The following is a 16194-nucleotide window of genomic DNA, read 5'->3' as shown; positions in this document are numbered from 1 at the left end:
AAATATAAATAGTCTTTTTACAAACTTTCTATAGACAGATTTATGCCAAGAGTTAATATAGCAGCTGAAGCTGACCTAATAGAGCAATTGGAAAGCGAGGCAAAAAAGAGGGGTTATACCATTTATTCTTTGACTAACGCTGCTCTTAAGGCCTTACTGAAACTTTTAAAGGAGGGTGAAGACGCAAATACATTAGAAAGTTTAGTGGATTATTATACAATATCAAAGGCATTAGATATAGTTCCGGTAACGAGTTGGTTCCTTGAGAATTTAACCAAATTAGCTTATGAAAAAGACAGTAAGCAGTATGAAAATATGTGTGAAGAAGTAGGAGAGCAAATAGGGTCATTCTTGAGATCAAAAGCCTCAACGCTAGATGAATTATTTGATTTTTATAATGCAATTAAAATTATCTTGCCCATAAGAAATGTAGCAATTAAAAATGCTGGTGATGTAATAGAATTTAGAATAACTGGAACCGGATTTAGTTTAATCTCTACCTTATGTGCAGGAAAGATATTCTCAAAAATCGCAGAGGCATATGATTTGTCAATACAAGATGTAGATGTGGTACCAGGTGGAATAGTTACTATCAAAGCTAAGGCCAACCTAAAATAGAGTTACAAGCAGAGAAGATTCGGCACAAAACTTGTTGTGTTTCTAGCTGAAATTCGCTTATAGAATAAATTTTCTTAGCTAAACTCAAAATTTTTTCAGAAAAGTCTCCATGAGGAAAAGTTCCTATTCCTAAAATCCATTTTTCATCTAACTTACAGAGTTCTTCTGGATTTATTTTTTCCCCCTTTTCTGATAGTAATATTAAATTATATCTAGCTGCAATTTCCTCTAGTGTAAGATTTGTAACTTCCATTAGACTCTCATCGCCATTAATAGGGATTCTTCCATATTTCAATAGTTGCTCCATTAAACCCATAAATCTCAAATAATTTTTAGGTGGCCTCATATTGGGATTTACCTTAATTATCTTAGATTGTATGGTATGTATAAATAGGTCACCTTTAATTACTGGATCGTTTAGAATTACAAGTAAGGCTTGGTGTAAAATATCAGGTCTGCCTCTTTTATGGCTGTTTTCTAAACTTTTCATTGCATGATAGTGTAAGGAAATGTCTAGTAAAGTCTCTTCAGGTTTTTTATCCCTTCTTTTAGCGTTCTTAATAACAGCTGGATGGTTAACTATTTCTTTTGGAACTAGTTCTAGACTAGCTTCCAGTAAGACAATATTTAAATGCATAGAATATTTTAACATAAAGGGGGTTTAGTAGTTATCGTGAGAATAAAAAACAAGATTAAGAAGAGAATTATTGAGCTTATTGAGCTGGCTTACATTACTGCAAGGAAGGGAGATTTGGAGTTAGCAAGAGAATATATAAAATTAGCCGAAATGTATTCGAGAAAAGGTAGAATTAAAATTCCTTTAAAGTACAAACGCATGTTTTGTAGAAAATGTTATACACCCCTTATTACTGGTGTGACCGAGAGAAGGAGAATTAGGTCAAAGATTTTAATTAGAACATGTCTTATTTGTAATTGGCAAAGGAGATATGTACTCTCAAGAAATAAAGGATCTAATAAAGAAAACTAGGGCTGAAAGGGCAGATATAAGAATAGGTAAATATGGTGTAACTGAAGGTATGCTAAATGAAATAAAAAGGAGATTAAATGAACATAAAGTGATAAAGATAAAAATAGGAATTAAGGAAATTGATGATCGAAAAGAATTCGCAAAAAGAGTTGCAGAGATGGTTGGAGCTAAACTTATAGAGGTAAGAGGATATACTTTTATACTAGCCAAAATTGATAGCAATAGACAAGATAAAGATCAAGGGGCATTATAACATTAGAGGATTACATAAGACCACATTAGAAATAACTAAGGATCATTATCTTACGACTAGAGGAGACTGTATAATAGGAATATTAGCCAATAAAGGTGCAAGAGATCTAAGTGAAAGCTTCAAAAAGATTGCTAGAAACGATGAAAGGTTTATTTACGCGGTGATTAGGGTGAAAGAGCTCTTTGACATAATTCACGGTAGAGGTTCATCTAAATTTACTTTTGAGAATCAAAATAAGATTATATTCAGAAAATCTACTTTTATAGAAGGATCAACAGTAATGATAAGATCAGATAAAGCATCAAGAGATATAAATAGAGAAATAATTAACTTGCTTAAAACTGAAGTTGAGGGAGAAGTTCATATTTTAGCATCTGACAACCCCCTTGAAGATAAAGAGATTCTTAGAATAGTCGTTGATCTTAACCCACTCAGTTTTACCTAAACTTGAATTTGCCTTATCTTTGGATTCGCACAAAATGTAAAATACGACATTTTCAGAAACTCTGCACAACTCTTCTTTGAAATCAATTATCAAAGTAGGATTATCTCCAAAAGATAACTTAAAGACCTTGTCCCTAAATGGCAGATAATGCGCATCATATTGAACGATATCTATCATACCTTTTATCTTATTCAGACTTAAAGACTTCTTGAGCATATACAATCCGTTGATATTAACATCCCCAGCAACAATATAAGCCCTTTTTTTATGAGCTATATTTAGTGCAATAGCACCATAACCAGTAAAAGCATCTAATATAATACTTCCTTCTTCAACAAGTTCCACATTTTTTAGTCTATCCCCAGAAAGAGAAGGATTAACATAAACCGTGACTATATCTACATAAAATAATACTCCGTTCTCCTTGTAGATTGTGCTGGATATTCTTTCTCCAGATAGAAATTCTAATTCGTTTGTTCTTAATTCGCCTTTTACCTTCTTTTTAAGATATACGGCCTTTATCTTAGGATGAGCTTGCATAATCTTCTGAGCAACTAAATTATAATCAACGTTAACTCGTTTAGGAGTTACTATAGCTATCTCGCCTATAATGTAATAACTTCTCACGCCAGGGAAATACGCGTTAAGCCTTTCAGTCTTCATCGCATTTAGAAAAAAGAATAATTACTTAGGTTTAAATTTGTCCATTTCCGAACTATGACCAGCAAATAAGGAGGCACTAGGTTCCACATATTTCTTCGCTACACTTATAGCAATAGCGGCATGGGCAAAACCCACAGCTATTAGCGCTAACTTGGGAGAACCTTCTAGCTGTACAATGTCTCCTCCAGCGTAAACACCAAGTAAGTTAGTTTCCATCTTACCGTTAACAACTATATCCCTTCCCTTCATGTTTACTCCCCATTTAGGAATGTTACCAAGATCACCTTTGTATCCTATACTTATAATTACACTATCTACATTAAGCACTTTCTCCTCCTTTGTCCTATTATCAAATATTATAGCTTGAGTTACCTTATTACCATCCCCTTTAATTTCTTTTAGTTCATGCCAGACGTAAACGTTAGCAACCCTAAAAAGCTCCTTTACACTTCTCTCATGAGCTCTAAATTGATCTCTTCTGTGTATTAATGTAACGGATTTAGCTACTGGGGCTAAATTTAATGCCCAATCAACTGCAGAGTCTCCACCACCTACTACTAATATCCTCTTACCCTCAAAGTCTTTCTTTCTCCTTACGGTATAATAAACCCCTTTATTCTCATACTCAATCTCTCCTTTAGCTCCTAACCTTGAAGGTACTATTTTCCCTATACCTGCTGCAATAAAAATAGTCTTAGTTTTATATGAACCTTTATCAGTTTTAACTATCCACATGTTATCGCTGGTTTTTTCTATCATATCTGCCCATTCATTAACTCTTATATCTGGACCAAACATTTTAGCTTGCTCAATTAGCCTTTGAGCTAATTCATAGGCTTGAATCCCTGCTAAACCACCAACATCATATACAATTTTCTCCGGATACAATGAAACCAATTGACCTCCCAACTCATCTTGAGCATCTATCAATAATGCTTTCATATCTCTTAATCCTGCATAAAAAGTTCCAAATAGACCTACTGGACCACCACCGATTATAACCATATCGTACTCATTCACTTACAAACCACCTATTAGGTTGTAGTATTTATACTATTTAAACCTTAGTGCAAATTTTTATTACCAAATAACGTAAAGTTATATATGACTGATCAGACACAACTTGGTATAGTAATTTTAGCATTACCATTGCCTATTCTGACTTATTTATGGTTTAGATATTATAATATCATTATAACTGAGGGGACAAAATACGTTGGGGAGAATTACAGAGAGGAGGAAATATTCTTGTTACCTTCAAGCACTAAAACTGTCAAAATAGATGGAAAAGTATCCATTTTAGTATATGGAGTTAATCCTTGGATAACAATAAGAGTTAATGGTGGACCAAAGCAGAAAATCTTTAAAATACGCCTATTGAACGAAAGCGGAAATCTGGAGTTGATCAATGAGAGTAAAGTATTTCAGGTAAGAGTTAAATTGAGATATTCTGCCTAACTAACATTATAAGTGAAAAGAGTACCAGCCCGATGATATTAACAACAATCCACATATAATAACCTGAATATGACGCTAGAGGTTCAAAATTCATTCCAATTAAAATATTTAATGAATTAACTACGGCTAATCCCATGGTTGCATTTGCGTCTCTTTGTAAACTAGCTATTATCGAGTACAGCACCGATATTGCTAGTTCATTAAAAATACCAGTTATTACTATACCTAGTAAATATACCTTAGTATAGAGAAGAAGAGAAGGGACTGATCCTAGAAGTGAGGAAATTATAAGGAGGTTGAACTTCTTGATCTTTCTATCTGCTAAAAATGTTAAACTTCCGCCTATAACTGACGAAATAAGCAAGAGCGATGTAAACAAACTTGAATCAACTAAATTTAGATGCAAGTAATAATATGCAAACGTCGGATATAATTCTCCTATAACATAATAAACTCCCCATATTCCAGCTATTGAAATCCCTAGAATTACGATTCTATTATCCCTAATTATTTTCCAGCCTGGTTTTAGGTTCGGGTTATTTAAATTAATAATAAGTGAGAGAAATGTCAAAATTGATAGGCCGTAAAATGATAAATAGTTCCCAAACATGGTATACCAATTTAAACCTATAAGTCCTCCAACTGCAAAAGATGCATTATATATACCTAAAGCTAGCCCAGGGGAGTCCCTATTCAATGAAGCCAAAATCCCACCCCCAGTGGAAAAGAACATTGAGGCACCAATACCATCTGTTAGGTAAAATATCAATAATTCAATAAAATTAGACGAGAATGATATTAATAATGGTGATATGCTCATTATAATAAGACCTAGGAGTAAAGTGTTCCTCAATCCTATTTTAGTTGAAAGATAGGCAGAAGGTACTTGCATAATACCAGAGCCCAAAAAGAAGGAAAAAGGAATTAAACCAACAATCTGTAATGATAAATTGAGTTTACTTGCGAGAAAAGGTATTAGAGGTGCGAGATAAAACCAATGTATAGCGTAAATAACCCTGGCGACTATGATTTTTATGCCTTTCATTGTTGTAATGGATGATTCAAAAATTACGATATTAAATTTTTCCTATACAGCCCCCGGGGAAAAGGAAAAGAATATTATAACTTTCAAGTATATATGTGGACAAAATGAGAGTTAAGATAGTGAGCAAACCTACTTCACAACTTAATAACATAATAGAAAAAATTAAGAATATTTCTACTAAATTGGGCTTTGAAGTAGTCGATAAGGATTTCGATTATGTTATTGCAGTAGGTGGAGATGGAACTCTATTAAGAGCCGTTAAGCAAAATAAACCAGTGATCGCTGTAAAGGCAGGGAGAAGAGGATTATTAATGGACGTTCCAGTAGATAAGTTTGAGGAGGCTCTTTTGAGATTAAAAAAGGGAGATTATGAAGAGGAAGAATATATGTTATTAGAAATGATATATAATGACAAGGTAGAATTAGGATTTAACGAGGTAGGAATCTTATACGATAGACCAGAGGCCATAAAGGTTGGAATAAGTTTTGATACAGAAAGAGTCTCAGTGGAAGGGGATGGGGTTTTAGTTTCCACACCACAAGGAAGTAGCGGTTGGGGTATGTCTGCAACCAACTCTCTATTATATAAAGACCTAAGTGCGATAGAGATAATATTTGTTAATCCAATTTTCTACTATCTAAGATCGGTTGTAATACCACCAAAGCCCCTAACCTTAAGATTAGAGGATAAGGGATATCCGCAAACAGCCAGAGCGGTAGTAGATGGCGAGGTTGTAACATTGATAAAAACTAACCAAGAAATTACGGTAAGGGTTTCCCAACGCAAGGCAAAAATCTTAAGATTTTTCAAACTAGACTTAATAGGAGAAGTATTACATGCATATCATATTTGATACCTCAGCGTTTCTAGCTGGACTACAATTGTCATTAGATAGAGTCTATACCACGCAGGAAGTCATAAATGAAATAAAGGATAAATATTCTAGATTTAACCTAGAAATTGCCATATCGTCCGGAAAGGTAATAATAATGAAGCCTTCTACAAGGAGTGTGGAAAAAGTAACTAAAGTACTAAATCTTACCAAAGAGAGAAAACTATCTAATACAGATATATCAGTGATTGCACTTGCACTAGATCTGCAACCGTCAATCGTATTTACTGATGACTTATCAGTACAAAATATACTTAAACATGTTGGAATACAATTCTCTTCAATCAAAATCAATAAAAAAGTAGAAAAATCTTTTAAATTCAAATATGTCTGCATTGACTGTAAAAAAGAATTTGACATAGACTATAGAGAGTGCCCATATTGTGGTGGAAAAGTGGTAAAAAGAAGAATAATGGAATAATAGCACTGTTTCTTCTAATCATAAAAACAAATTAAAAAGCTATAATAAGTAAAAGATATGGACTACTACACACTTTACGACCTTTCCTTAGAAAAACCAGAAACTTACTGGGAAACCTTTGCCAATAAACTATCATTCTTTAAGAAATGGGAAAAAGTCATAGAAAAAAATAAACAACTACCCATAGCTAAATGGTTCGTTAACGGTACTACAAATATTGCATATAACGCTCTTAATCACACTGGTAAGGCCCTTATATTTTATAAAGAGCATAAATACAAAGGAGATGAAATCACCTTCAATGAGTTAAACAATATGAGCTCAATGATTGCTGGATTATTATTAGATAAAGGGGTAAGAAGAGGAGATAGGATTGCAATTTACATGCCTAACTCAATATATACGATAGCTACAATATTAGCTGCAGCTAGAATAGGAGTAATTTATACACTCGTTTTTGCAGGATTAGGAATAAATGCTATAGTAAGTAGAATTTCAAATCTAGAACCTAAATTAGTAATCTCCACAGATAAGACATTCAGAAGGGGAAAGGAAATAAAATTGTATAATAACTTAGCCAACATAATATTTCCAAGGGATCCACAATTTGACTATCCAAGAGAATATAAAGAATTTGAGAAAATAGAAAGTAATGAACCATTAAAGATAATGTACACTTCTGGAACAACTGGAAAACCTAAAGGTATAATCTTACCACATGGAGCTTGGATGGTAGGGGATTACACAGTATTTGAGTTAATGTTCTCATTAAAAAGCAATGATATAGTTCTAACAACTGCAGATGTTGGATGGATAACGTTCTCGAGAATAATGTATGGAACTCTAATGCATGGTTCCACATTAGCATTTATAGAGGGAGCACCAGACTATCCAACAGATAGATTACCGAAAATAATTGACGAGTTACAGCCTAAAGTACTATTTACATCCCCAACACTTCTTAGAACTTTGCAGAAATTGGATGTAAAACTGCCAAGAGTGGAGTTCATAGCCACTGCTGGGGAGATAATGGATGAAACAGCATGGAAATACGCATTAAGATTCTCTGATAAAGTTGTAGATGTATATGGACAAACTGAATTGGGTTACGTAATAGGTTATCCATATGCGTTAGATAGTGTGGAACCAAAAATAGGGTATGCAGGATTACCATTCCCTGGTGCAGTTATAGATACAGTGGACGAATATGGGAAAAGTTTAAGAGGACATGTTGGCCACCTAATAGCAAGAGGACCATTCCCTACTCAATTTATTGGGATTTGGAAAGACGAAGCCAAATTTTTAAGCTATTTTGAAAAATTCAACGGCCATGATACTGGGGATCTAGCTATAATTAACGAAAAGGGTTATGTGAAAATAGTTGGTAGAGATGATGATATGATAAAGATAGCTGGGCATAGAATAACTAGTGGAGAAGTAGAAAGTGTAATAAATTCTTTGGAAGGAATAGTTGAATCAGCTGCTGTAGGAATACCGGATAAGATAAAGGGTGAAAAATTAGTAGTTTTTTACGTGGGAAACATAGACGAAAAAACAATAGTAACTAAAGTAAGGGAGATGTTAGGTCCCATATACGTTATTGACAAAATATACAAGGTTGAAAGACTACCCAAGTCTCGAAGCGGTAAAATAGTTAGGAGAGTTTTGAGGGATTTACTATTGGAAAAAGAAATAGATGAAACTATATTGGAAGACCCAGAAATATTAAAGGAGATCAAAAGTGAGATTAAGAGATCCGAGAGAATTTAGGGAAAACTTACCTGTTACGAGAAAATATGTTTATTTAAACCATGCAGCAGTATCACCGACACCTTTACCGTCATTATTTGAGGCTTACAGATATTTATATGAAGTTGCAAATAGAGGAAGTATAGCTGCTAATGAAGAGGAAGAGGACGAACTATATCACATAAGGTCTAAAATAGCCAATTTGATAGGAGCATATCCAGATGAGATTTCACTAATTCCAAATACTAGTTATGGTGTAAACTTAGTTGCACATGGTCTAGAATGGAAAAAAGATGATAATATAGTAACAGATAATCTCGAGTTCCCAACTGTAGTATATCCATTTTTGAAATTAGCAAAGAAAGGAGTCAAGGTAAATGTAGTAAAGACTAATCCTTATAACTTTGAGGAAGATATAATATCAAATATTAATAAAAATACTAGATTAGTTGCAATAAGCCATGTTAGTTTTAATACCGGCTTGAAAGTGGACGTTAGAAAAATTGTGAAAGCTGCAAGGGAGAATGACGCATTGGTCCTATTAGATATTATACAAAGTGCTGGTGCAGTCAGAATAAATGTAGAGGAACTTGATGTGGATTTCGCTATTGCAGGAGGGTATAAATGGTTAATGAGTCCACAAGGGTCCGGATTTATCTATGTTAAAAGAGGACTAATAGAAGATCCACCGTTTTACGGATGGAAAACTAGTGCTGATTACTTGGATTTTAATCCAAATAAGTTTACATTAGAGAAAGGTCCTAGAAGGTTTGAAATAGGTACAGTAGATATAGCTGCAAACTTATCGCTTGCTAAGTCTTGCGAAATAATAAGTGAAAATATGGAATTGATTGAGAGTTCAGTAACGTATCTTTCCCAATTTGCAATAAGACTAGCGAAGGACCATAACATGGAGGTAATCACTCCAGAGGAAAAGAGGGCTGGCATTGTCGTAGTAAAGGTTAAAAAACCGAAAGAAGTTGTAAAGGAACTATTAAGGGAAGACATAGTGGTGTCGCCGAGAGGAGAAGGAATAAGAATATCAACACACTTCTATAATACAGAGGAAGAGGTTCAAAAGACCATTGAGAAAATTTTAGAAATCGAGAGAAAACTTAACTAGAATTTTTAGCCCATATATTTATCTATACTATTTATTGCCTCTTCAATAACTTCCATAATTCTTACAAGCATACTGTGTAATATTTCGTCATCAACACTATCTAGATTATTTACAATTTTAAGAATGTCAAGAAGTTCTTGAGCCAAAGTAGCTGAAATTAATCCTAACTTCATCAATTGAAATATCAAATCGTCATTAGAGGTAAATTTAATTATCTTACCAGCTTCTTGAAAAAGTAACTTAACTAAACCTTTTATCCCATTCTTAACACTTTCCTTTAATTTCTGATTACTTTTGAATTCCTCGAGACTTACTAATGTTCCACTTTCAATCATTCTATAATACTCCCAGAAGCTCACAAATTTTTATATACGTGAAATTATTTATATGCACCGAAAATGATTAAGGAATATTATGGAGCAGAAACTTTTATCCTAAATAAAGACTTCGCCTACATATTGGTAATAGGAACTACTGACGTCAGTTTAATCCCAGGATTAACTATAGCTGGGGCAACTCCAGAGTTAACTCACTTTACCCCTGCCGCTGACGCCGAATACGTACTTCTAGGTAAATGTAAAAGTATAAATACTATTCCAGTTAGTCCTACTGGAATACCAACTCCTGCTTTGTTAACAAGAGCGTCACTATCCTTCATAAACCCTTTAAAAATTGTAGTAAATGCAGGCAGTAGAATACTACCCAAGATTCCATATATAGATCTTCAAGGTGAGCCTGGAAAAGATATCAGGAAACAAGCACTCTCCATGGAAAAAGTTAATAATATAATGGAGAACAGTATCAAATTAGGCGAAGAATTATCTAACGAATATGAACTTATTATGATAGGAGAATCGATACCAGCGGGTACAACCACGGCCATGGCTACTCTTTTGGCATTAGGTTATGATGCTATGGATAAAGTGAGTTCTGCGTCTCCTGATAATCCGAAGGAATTAAAAAGAAAAGTTGTTGAAGAAGCTTTAAGGAATTTGCCAACAGATTCCTTACAAAGATTAGCTAAAGTTTCGGATCCCGTCCTATTGGGCGTAGCTGGAACATCTTTAGGATTTAAAGGAAAGATTTTACTAGCTGGAGGAACTCAAATGACAGCTGCAGCTGCTATAATAAACGAATTCGATAAGAATAAGTTAAAGGATATTACAATTGGTACCACAAAGTGGATAGTGGAAGATAAGTTTGCAGATATGTTAAGTTTAGCAAAACAAGTAGGAGTTAAAGTATTAGCAAGCATGTTAGATCTTTCCATTTCCGCTTATGAAGGAATAAGAGCGTATGAAAAAGGTTATGTAAAGGAGGGAGTAGGAGCTGGGGGATCAGCAATAATGGCCCTCGTGAGAGGAGTTAGTAATAATACGTTAGTGAGAAAAATTGACGAGTTATATAGTGAATTAGTAGGAAGTAATAATTTGCATATCTAGAAAAGATTTTATTTTCATCCAGGAATTTTGTTTTTAAAAAGTATTAGTATTATAAAAATACTAAACAGTGCTCTGCTATCAATTACTGATATTATTACGTATTAGACATTAAGCTACTCTATGATATTATTAGCTTATTTTTAGTATAAGATTAACTAGCTGATCGGCGAGTTGTTTAGAGATTTCCATAACTACATGAACAGAAGGTTTATCCATTGAAAACTTAAGAGGTGCAGAAAATAAAATAGTTTTATCATCACAAGAAACAATTGAAAAGGAAACTTGACTATCGATTTCTATAATTTTCAACTTTTCTTTGATCTTATCTCTGATTTGACTGACCTCTTGTACGAAGTTCTGAACACTCTCCCTCAATATACTTATTTGAGATAAAGCTTCCCTCCTCTTTCTTATTCCATAGTAAATCAAAAACCCTATTGCAATTAAAGATAAAGGAACATCATAATAGATGAGGCTACCCATCATGAAATAAAGGATAATATCTATTATAGCAATGGCTATAGAAATGATTGAAGTAAAATAAATTATTTGCACGTAAATACTTTCATTTCTTCTCAGCTCCCTATATAATCTCTTCTCTTCATCTTTTTTATAAGCCTCAGACTGATTTTTCAACCATCGTGCCCAATCCTTATCAGCTGTTACTAGGACTGTATTAACTCCGCTCGCTGCTCTAGTCAGTATTTCGGAAGCGGCTTCTTGATCAATACTATATGTAACTATTAAAATAGAAGAAGTAGCAGAGGCTAGCATACTCTTTATAGTCTCTAACAATCTACTACTTTCCTCGAATTTAACACTCATATAATATATTGTGTGCAAAGAGTTTTTAAGGAATGATCTCAGTTGAATCAAGTAACGGATTATAATACAAATCGCTAAGTCTTATATTACCATCTCTGATAAGCTTTTCAATTTCTGGTATTATTGAGAGTACCGTACGAAGATATTCCTTGTTAACTTCGTCAACAACTTTAAATCCCTCCTCACCCCAGTATCTCTCCTTTTGCGCATATAAGCATCTCCCACCACAATATCGTTTAAACTCGCATCTCTTGCAATCATCTGGTAATGGATCCTCTAAGAGTCTATACCCTAAATTTACGTTACCCAATTCAGCCCATTTTTCCCTTACCGCTATTGGGCAAGAAAGTATTCTCCCATCTGGAGTGACAGTGACTGATGAATATCCTGCACCACACGGAGAACCCTTATACCCATCAAAGAAATGAGCACTAATTACACCTAATATGGGTATTATTTTAACAACCCTTCCCTTCCTTAGTTCTGAAAGGAAATACTCAGTCAGCCTTTTTATCCCATGCAAGTACGAAAAAGACCAACTTTTAAAATCCCATTCCTCACTCCATATTACATCTAATTGCCAATGTACCTTATCAAATAAACCTAAATCTATTAAATGCATGACATCAGCAAAGATGTCACTATCTTGTGTAACTGCCATTCTAGCTATAGTTTCAACGCCTAGATCCTTAAGGTATTTCGCTGATCGCAAAACCGCTTTATAAATACCCTTACCCCTATGCTTGTCAGTAGTTTCCTCTCTACCATCTATAGATAACAACGCAACATTAATTTTTCTCCAATATTTTTCAGGAAGAAGTCTTACTGCAATACCATTAGTTTGTATGCCATATCTCTTAGCTATTACGTTATCTAAAACGGTCATTATAAATTTGTAATTAAGCAATGGCTCTCCACCGTAGAATATTATTGTGGACTCCTTGTCATTCTCTACCAGTCTTTTAAGTAAATTGATATCATATTTAACACCATAAGGTACAACATTAGCTGGAAAAGAACCTCCACAATAATCACATTTAAGGTTACATTTTCCCGTAGTCATTACTAGCCATAGCATAGTATACCAAAAGTGGACACGTTTTTATATGCTTTTTATATAACTTAGAGTAACCTTAGATGCAATTTCCTCTTGTGCCTTTTTCACACTGTAGTATAATTTCAGCATATGATAAATCGCTCTAATATGGGAATCCAATAAAGTACGATTTAAGGGTCTAGATATGCGTATTTTAATAATCAAGGAGTTATCATCTAATTGTGCATATTGGAAGCCGAAGCTGGATATCAACGAGTTTATAATATCTATTCCGGTTAAATAATCTAATATTAATGAAGTGACTTCTATACTATTATCGTTTATTCTTAAATCTAACCTATCAATCCATTTTTCTGGAGTGTAGAGAATTTCTTTAAGTTTGCCAACTGATGGGAGCTGGATGGAAAATGAAGATAATATATCATCTTTAAGATCATAAACAGGATATATTAAAATACCGTAATCAGCAAACTCTTTTACAATATACTTTTCATTGGCTTTATCTTTTACGATTGACCACTCGTCCCTTTCCTCTTCTATGGTAAAGTGCTCTAGCTCATGCCTGAACGAATAAATGTTTAGGTAAATTTCCACTGAGGTACTCTGCATATATTATATTATCAGAAGTGGTCCTTATATCATCTATCTATAGCACTCGACCTCATCATCTCAGTGTCACACCTCCAATCATCAATCTTTAGGGGTAGAACATCAGCATCATCTTTGTATCTTTCACTTCTCCCTTAAAGGTTTTACTATATATCTTTTACCCCTCCAATAAACCTCTCTTCTATTCCAGTTAAACACCACAAGAAATAACGCATAAGGTATTGCTACTATAGTCATAAGTGACGCAATCAGCGCTTGTTTAGGATATTTCGCTCCTCTAATTACATTCTTAACTATCCATAGTAAATAGGGGGTAAAGGTAATTATATTGAGATAAACGAGAGAGTAAATCAGAATTAAAGTGAAAAACGTTCCTGCTACCAAATACGCCTTTGCTCCTCTAGGCGAGTAAGCTAAAATAGTAATTATCTGTCGAGATGACCATCTTATGAGACTATCCTCGTCATAAACATTAAGGGGAATTGCGCTCATAACGAAACCTATTTTACCACCTCTTCTCTTAATTATCCTAGTCAATGTGCAATCGTCACACCATTCTTTAGAAAGCTCGTCTAGAACTTCATTATCAAAGAATTCCCTTCTTAGCGCCATTGAGCCTCCCCATAAAAATCTAGAGCTCTGAAGTGATTGAGATTCAAAGCCTAAGGTCCAAAATCCAGCTCTTATAAGATTGCTTAAGGTGATTCTAGAAGGGGAAGGCCAAGAAAACGTAGTAGTTGCTTCATATCTATCTAATGGTGAAATTAAGTTTCTAAGCCAATATCTAGGATACCATGTATCTGAATCTGCGAAAACTATAACATCATTAGAGGCCCTTAAAAGACCTGAAATCTGGGCCCTAATTTTCCCACTACATGAATCACAATTGAAATCTGAGTAAACGATCTTGACGTTGTACTTTTTTAGAACATTTTCCACCTCATCCCCCTTTTCTACAACGTATATTACCTCATAAGGATATGGGTAATCTTGCGAAAGCAAAGACTCTATGTTCCTTTCTAATCCAGTATCTATGCCCTTTATTGGAACTATTATTGATACTTTACCTATGAAGCTTCCTTTAACTGTCTTCCGCATTTTGATTTCGTTATATGTCTGCAGAATTATTAACATATTAGCCCCAAATACAAGGAGGTAAAGTATTAGATCATAATATTCCATTAGTATCGAGTGATAAAGTAAGGTATTTAAGCATTGAGGATAAGTAATACTGTGTACTCGGTACTACTGAATCCTAGCAATACGGAAATTTATTCCTTCTTAACAGAGAGAATTTATAGAGAACTCGTAGTAATCTTCGCTACATGTAAGGTGAATTATAAGGGAAGAGCTGAATCAGTAGCCTCGGAATCTCCTAGGTTAATAATATTGAAACCGGATGGTACAGTGATAATACATGAAAGTGTGAAAAGGGAACCGTTAAACTGGCAACCACCAGGAACTAAAATAGAGATAATGAATGATTATCCATTGAAGATAGTAGCTCAAAGAAAAAGACCAAAAGAAGTAATAGAGATAGATTTGAAAGAAGTATTTTATATAACGTCAGCTGAAGTAAAGGATGGGGATTTCGTGATTAAAGGAAGGGAGATTGACATAGTAAATACTATTATTCAAAATCCCAGTATGATCGAAGAAGGGTTTGTCCCATTAACCAGAGAGTATAATACACCTTATGGGAAAATAGATCTGGTGGGGTTAGATAAAAAAGGTAATTTCGTAATAATTGAAGTAAAGAGAAGTAAAGCTCAATTAAGTGCAGTCTCACAATTATATAGATACTACTTACACATAAGAGAAACAAAAGAAGACAAGGTAAGAGGGATACTCGTAGCTCCGGATTTAACTACTCATGCAAGAGAACTATTACAAAAATTAGGGCTTGAGTTTATCAGATACGACATACAGAAGTATTCTAGTTACTGAGATAATCGTTGTTTAAGATAATCTATAACTTCCGTATATTTTGCATTGAGCGTCCTATAATCCATCAAGAATTTAGAGAATCCATTCACGTTAACCTGAAAACTTATACAATCATTAGAAAACAAAAAAGAATCCGATTCGTAGGTGTTAGATAAGGCTAAAATAGCCTTAATACATCCCTTTTCATTGGCTAGTATTAATTTCAACTTCTTTATTACATCAAATTGAGAAGACTGCTTTGCAAAGTCATTAGTCAAATGGATTAGAAAATAATCTAAACCGTAATCTAAACAGCTTAACAATGAGAAATTAAGATTAAATATTGCTTCTAGGTTATCATTTAGAATTTTCACTGGAATATTATACATTATAGCCAAGTTGTTTATCTCATTTGACATATTTCCCTTGATATTATTAATCATATTAGAAATGTGTACTCTGGCATCATGATCCTTCAAAACTCTTAAGTTATGCATATCAATTAGCCTATTACCATCATATGATATTCTAATATTATCTGATGAAAATAACGATAAATTATATTTTCCGTTAAGGAGATTAAAGGACATGGAATAATTAGAAACATTAATTTCAATCTTTATGCTCCCATTCTTGACACACTCCATAAGAAAACTGGTATCTCTTATCCAGCTCATTT

21 protein-coding genes are annotated in these 16194 nt (G+C 33.9%); 11 read left to right on the top strand and 10 right to left on the bottom strand.

Translation table 11 applies throughout. From position 1 onward, the window contains the following. Positions 1 to 42: 42 nt before the first annotated feature. Positions 43 to 618 (top strand): hypothetical protein, encoded by a 576-nt coding sequence (locus tag YN1551_RS00210; protein WP_012710223.1) that lies wholly within the window; start codon positions 43 to 45, stop codon positions 616 to 618. Here YN1551_RS00210 and YN1551_RS00205 read toward each other — a convergent pair. Further along, complete coding sequence (locus YN1551_RS00205) at positions 599 to 1270, bottom strand: 16S rRNA methyltransferase (protein WP_012716918.1); 672 nt, start codon at positions 1268 to 1270, stop codon at positions 599 to 601. The genes YN1551_RS00210 and YN1551_RS00205 overlap by 20 nt on opposite strands. A 21-nt stretch (positions 1271 to 1291) precedes the next feature. Between YN1551_RS00205 and YN1551_RS00200 the strand changes: the two genes are divergently transcribed. From YN1551_RS00200 to YN1551_RS15550, 3 genes are read left to right on the top strand one after another with little or no spacing between them, the layout of a single operon-like run. Continuing rightward, a complete protein-coding gene (locus YN1551_RS00200) occupies positions 1292 to 1606 on the top strand; it encodes a ribonuclease P protein component 4 (RefSeq protein ID WP_012712725.1) in 315 nt (104 codons plus the stop codon). Continuing rightward, the gene (locus YN1551_RS00195; RefSeq protein WP_012712724.1) at positions 1566 to 1859 is read left to right on the top strand and encodes a YhbY family RNA-binding protein; all 294 of its coding nucleotides are present in this window, start codon (positions 1566 to 1568) and stop codon (positions 1857 to 1859) included. Before YN1551_RS00200 ends, YN1551_RS00195 begins: the two co-directional genes overlap by 41 nt. Beyond that, a complete protein-coding gene (locus tag YN1551_RS15550; RefSeq protein WP_012716917.1) occupies positions 1819 to 2304 on the top strand; it encodes a DUF371 domain-containing protein in 486 nt (161 codons plus the stop codon). Before YN1551_RS00195 ends, YN1551_RS15550 begins: the two co-directional genes overlap by 41 nt. On the opposite strand, the gene YN1551_RS00190 is transcribed toward YN1551_RS15550, so the two are convergent. Both YN1551_RS00190 and YN1551_RS00185 read right to left on the bottom strand, forming a co-directional pair. Further along, complete coding sequence (locus YN1551_RS00190) at positions 2227 to 2967, bottom strand: class I SAM-dependent methyltransferase family protein (RefSeq protein WP_012712723.1); 741 nt, start codon at positions 2965 to 2967, stop codon at positions 2227 to 2229. The two genes, YN1551_RS15550 and YN1551_RS00190, sit on opposite strands and share 78 nt — an antisense overlap. Positions 2968 to 2988: 21 nt before the next feature. Next, positions 2989 to 3987, bottom strand: a complete 999-nt coding sequence (locus YN1551_RS00185; RefSeq protein WP_012716916.1) for an NAD(P)/FAD-dependent oxidoreductase — start codon at positions 3985 to 3987, stop codon at positions 2989 to 2991. An 84-nt stretch (positions 3988 to 4071) separates the two neighbouring features. Here YN1551_RS00185 and YN1551_RS00180 point away from each other — a divergent pair, with 84 nt between their 5' ends. Continuing rightward, positions 4072 to 4425, top strand: a complete 354-nt coding sequence (locus tag YN1551_RS00180; RefSeq protein ID WP_012712722.1) for a hypothetical protein — start codon at positions 4072 to 4074, stop codon at positions 4423 to 4425. Here YN1551_RS00180 and YN1551_RS00175 read toward each other — a convergent pair. Then, the gene (locus YN1551_RS00175) at positions 4403 to 5470 is read right to left on the bottom strand and encodes an MFS transporter (protein WP_012715404.1); all 1068 of its coding nucleotides are present in this window, start codon (positions 5468 to 5470) and stop codon (positions 4403 to 4405) included. The genes YN1551_RS00180 and YN1551_RS00175 overlap by 23 nt on opposite strands. A gap of 104 nt (positions 5471 to 5574) precedes the next feature. Here YN1551_RS00175 and YN1551_RS00170 point away from each other — a divergent pair, with 104 nt between their 5' ends. Genes YN1551_RS00170 through YN1551_RS00155 form a run of 4 tightly spaced genes read left to right on the top strand, consistent with a single transcriptional unit; the run spans position 5575 to position 9656 of the window. Then, positions 5575 to 6324 carry an NAD(+)/NADH kinase gene (locus YN1551_RS00170; protein ID WP_012710214.1) on the top strand — a complete coding sequence of 250 codons (750 nt, stop codon included), beginning with the start codon at positions 5575 to 5577 and terminating at the stop codon, positions 6322 to 6324. Beyond that, positions 6308 to 6784, top strand: a complete 477-nt coding sequence (locus tag YN1551_RS00165) for an NOB1 family endonuclease (protein WP_012715403.1) — start codon at positions 6308 to 6310, stop codon at positions 6782 to 6784. The genes YN1551_RS00170 and YN1551_RS00165 overlap by 17 nt, the downstream gene beginning before the upstream one ends. 57 nt (positions 6785 to 6841) lie before the next feature. Next, complete coding sequence (locus tag YN1551_RS00160; RefSeq protein WP_012716915.1) at positions 6842 to 8554, top strand: AMP-binding protein; 1713 nt, start codon at positions 6842 to 6844, stop codon at positions 8552 to 8554. After that, positions 8526 to 9656 carry an aminotransferase class V-fold PLP-dependent enzyme gene (locus YN1551_RS00155; RefSeq protein WP_012712718.1) on the top strand — a complete coding sequence of 377 codons (1131 nt, stop codon included), beginning with the start codon at positions 8526 to 8528 and terminating at the stop codon, positions 9654 to 9656. Before YN1551_RS00160 ends, YN1551_RS00155 begins: the two co-directional genes overlap by 29 nt. Positions 9657 to 9661: 5 nt before the next feature. Here the strand turns inward: YN1551_RS00155 and YN1551_RS00150 are convergent, their stop codons facing one another. Beyond that, positions 9662 to 9991: a hypothetical protein gene (locus tag YN1551_RS00150; protein ID WP_012712717.1), complete on the bottom strand. Its 330-nt coding sequence runs from the start codon at positions 9989 to 9991 to the stop codon at positions 9662 to 9664. Between the two features lie 63 nt (positions 9992 to 10054). On the opposite strand from YN1551_RS00150, the gene cobT reads away from it, so the two are divergent. Next, positions 10055 to 11098, top strand: a complete 1044-nt coding sequence (gene cobT / locus YN1551_RS00145; protein ID WP_012716914.1) for a nicotinate mononucleotide-dependent phosphoribosyltransferase CobT — start codon at positions 10055 to 10057, stop codon at positions 11096 to 11098. Positions 11099 to 11227: 129 nt separating this feature from the next. Here cobT and YN1551_RS00140 read toward each other — a convergent pair whose 3' ends face one another. The 4 genes from YN1551_RS00140 to YN1551_RS00125 form a co-directional block, all read right to left on the bottom strand. Then, positions 11228 to 11923, bottom strand: coding sequence for a hypothetical protein (locus YN1551_RS00140; protein ID WP_012712715.1), 696 nt, complete (start codon positions 11921 to 11923; stop codon positions 11228 to 11230). 25 nt (positions 11924 to 11948) lie between these two features. Then, the gene (locus YN1551_RS00135) at positions 11949 to 13001 is read right to left on the bottom strand and encodes a radical SAM/SPASM domain-containing protein (protein WP_012715401.1); all 1053 of its coding nucleotides are present in this window, start codon (positions 12999 to 13001) and stop codon (positions 11949 to 11951) included. Between the two features lie 24 nt (positions 13002 to 13025). Next, on the bottom strand, positions 13026 to 13589 hold the full coding sequence (locus YN1551_RS00130; protein ID WP_012712713.1) for a hypothetical protein: 564 nt from the start codon (positions 13587 to 13589) through the stop codon (positions 13026 to 13028). A 123-nt stretch (positions 13590 to 13712) separates the two neighbouring features. Continuing rightward, positions 13713 to 14771, bottom strand: a complete 1059-nt coding sequence (locus YN1551_RS00125) for a glycosyltransferase family 2 protein (RefSeq protein WP_012712712.1) — start codon at positions 14769 to 14771, stop codon at positions 13713 to 13715. A 51-nt stretch (positions 14772 to 14822) separates the two neighbouring features. Here YN1551_RS00125 and nucS point away from each other — a divergent pair, with 51 nt between their 5' ends. Beyond that, on the top strand, positions 14823 to 15536 hold the full coding sequence (nucS, locus tag YN1551_RS00120; protein WP_012710204.1) for an endonuclease NucS: 714 nt from the start codon (positions 14823 to 14825) through the stop codon (positions 15534 to 15536). On the opposite strand, the gene YN1551_RS00115 is transcribed toward nucS, so the two are convergent. Continuing rightward, a complete protein-coding gene (locus tag YN1551_RS00115; protein ID WP_012716913.1) occupies positions 15530 to 16192 on the bottom strand; it encodes a hypothetical protein in 663 nt (220 codons plus the stop codon). The genes nucS and YN1551_RS00115 overlap by 7 nt on opposite strands. Positions 16193 to 16194: the final 2 nt, after the last annotated feature.

The sequence above is a fragment of the Sulfolobus islandicus Y.N.15.51 genome, from assembly GCF_000022485.1.
In the GTDB taxonomy this organism is placed as follows: Archaea; Thermoproteota; Thermoprotei_A; order Sulfolobales; family Sulfolobaceae; genus Saccharolobus; species Saccharolobus islandicus.
The sequence above is the reverse complement of the archived record's forward strand: the minus strand, read 5'-3'. Positions and strand labels throughout refer to the sequence as shown.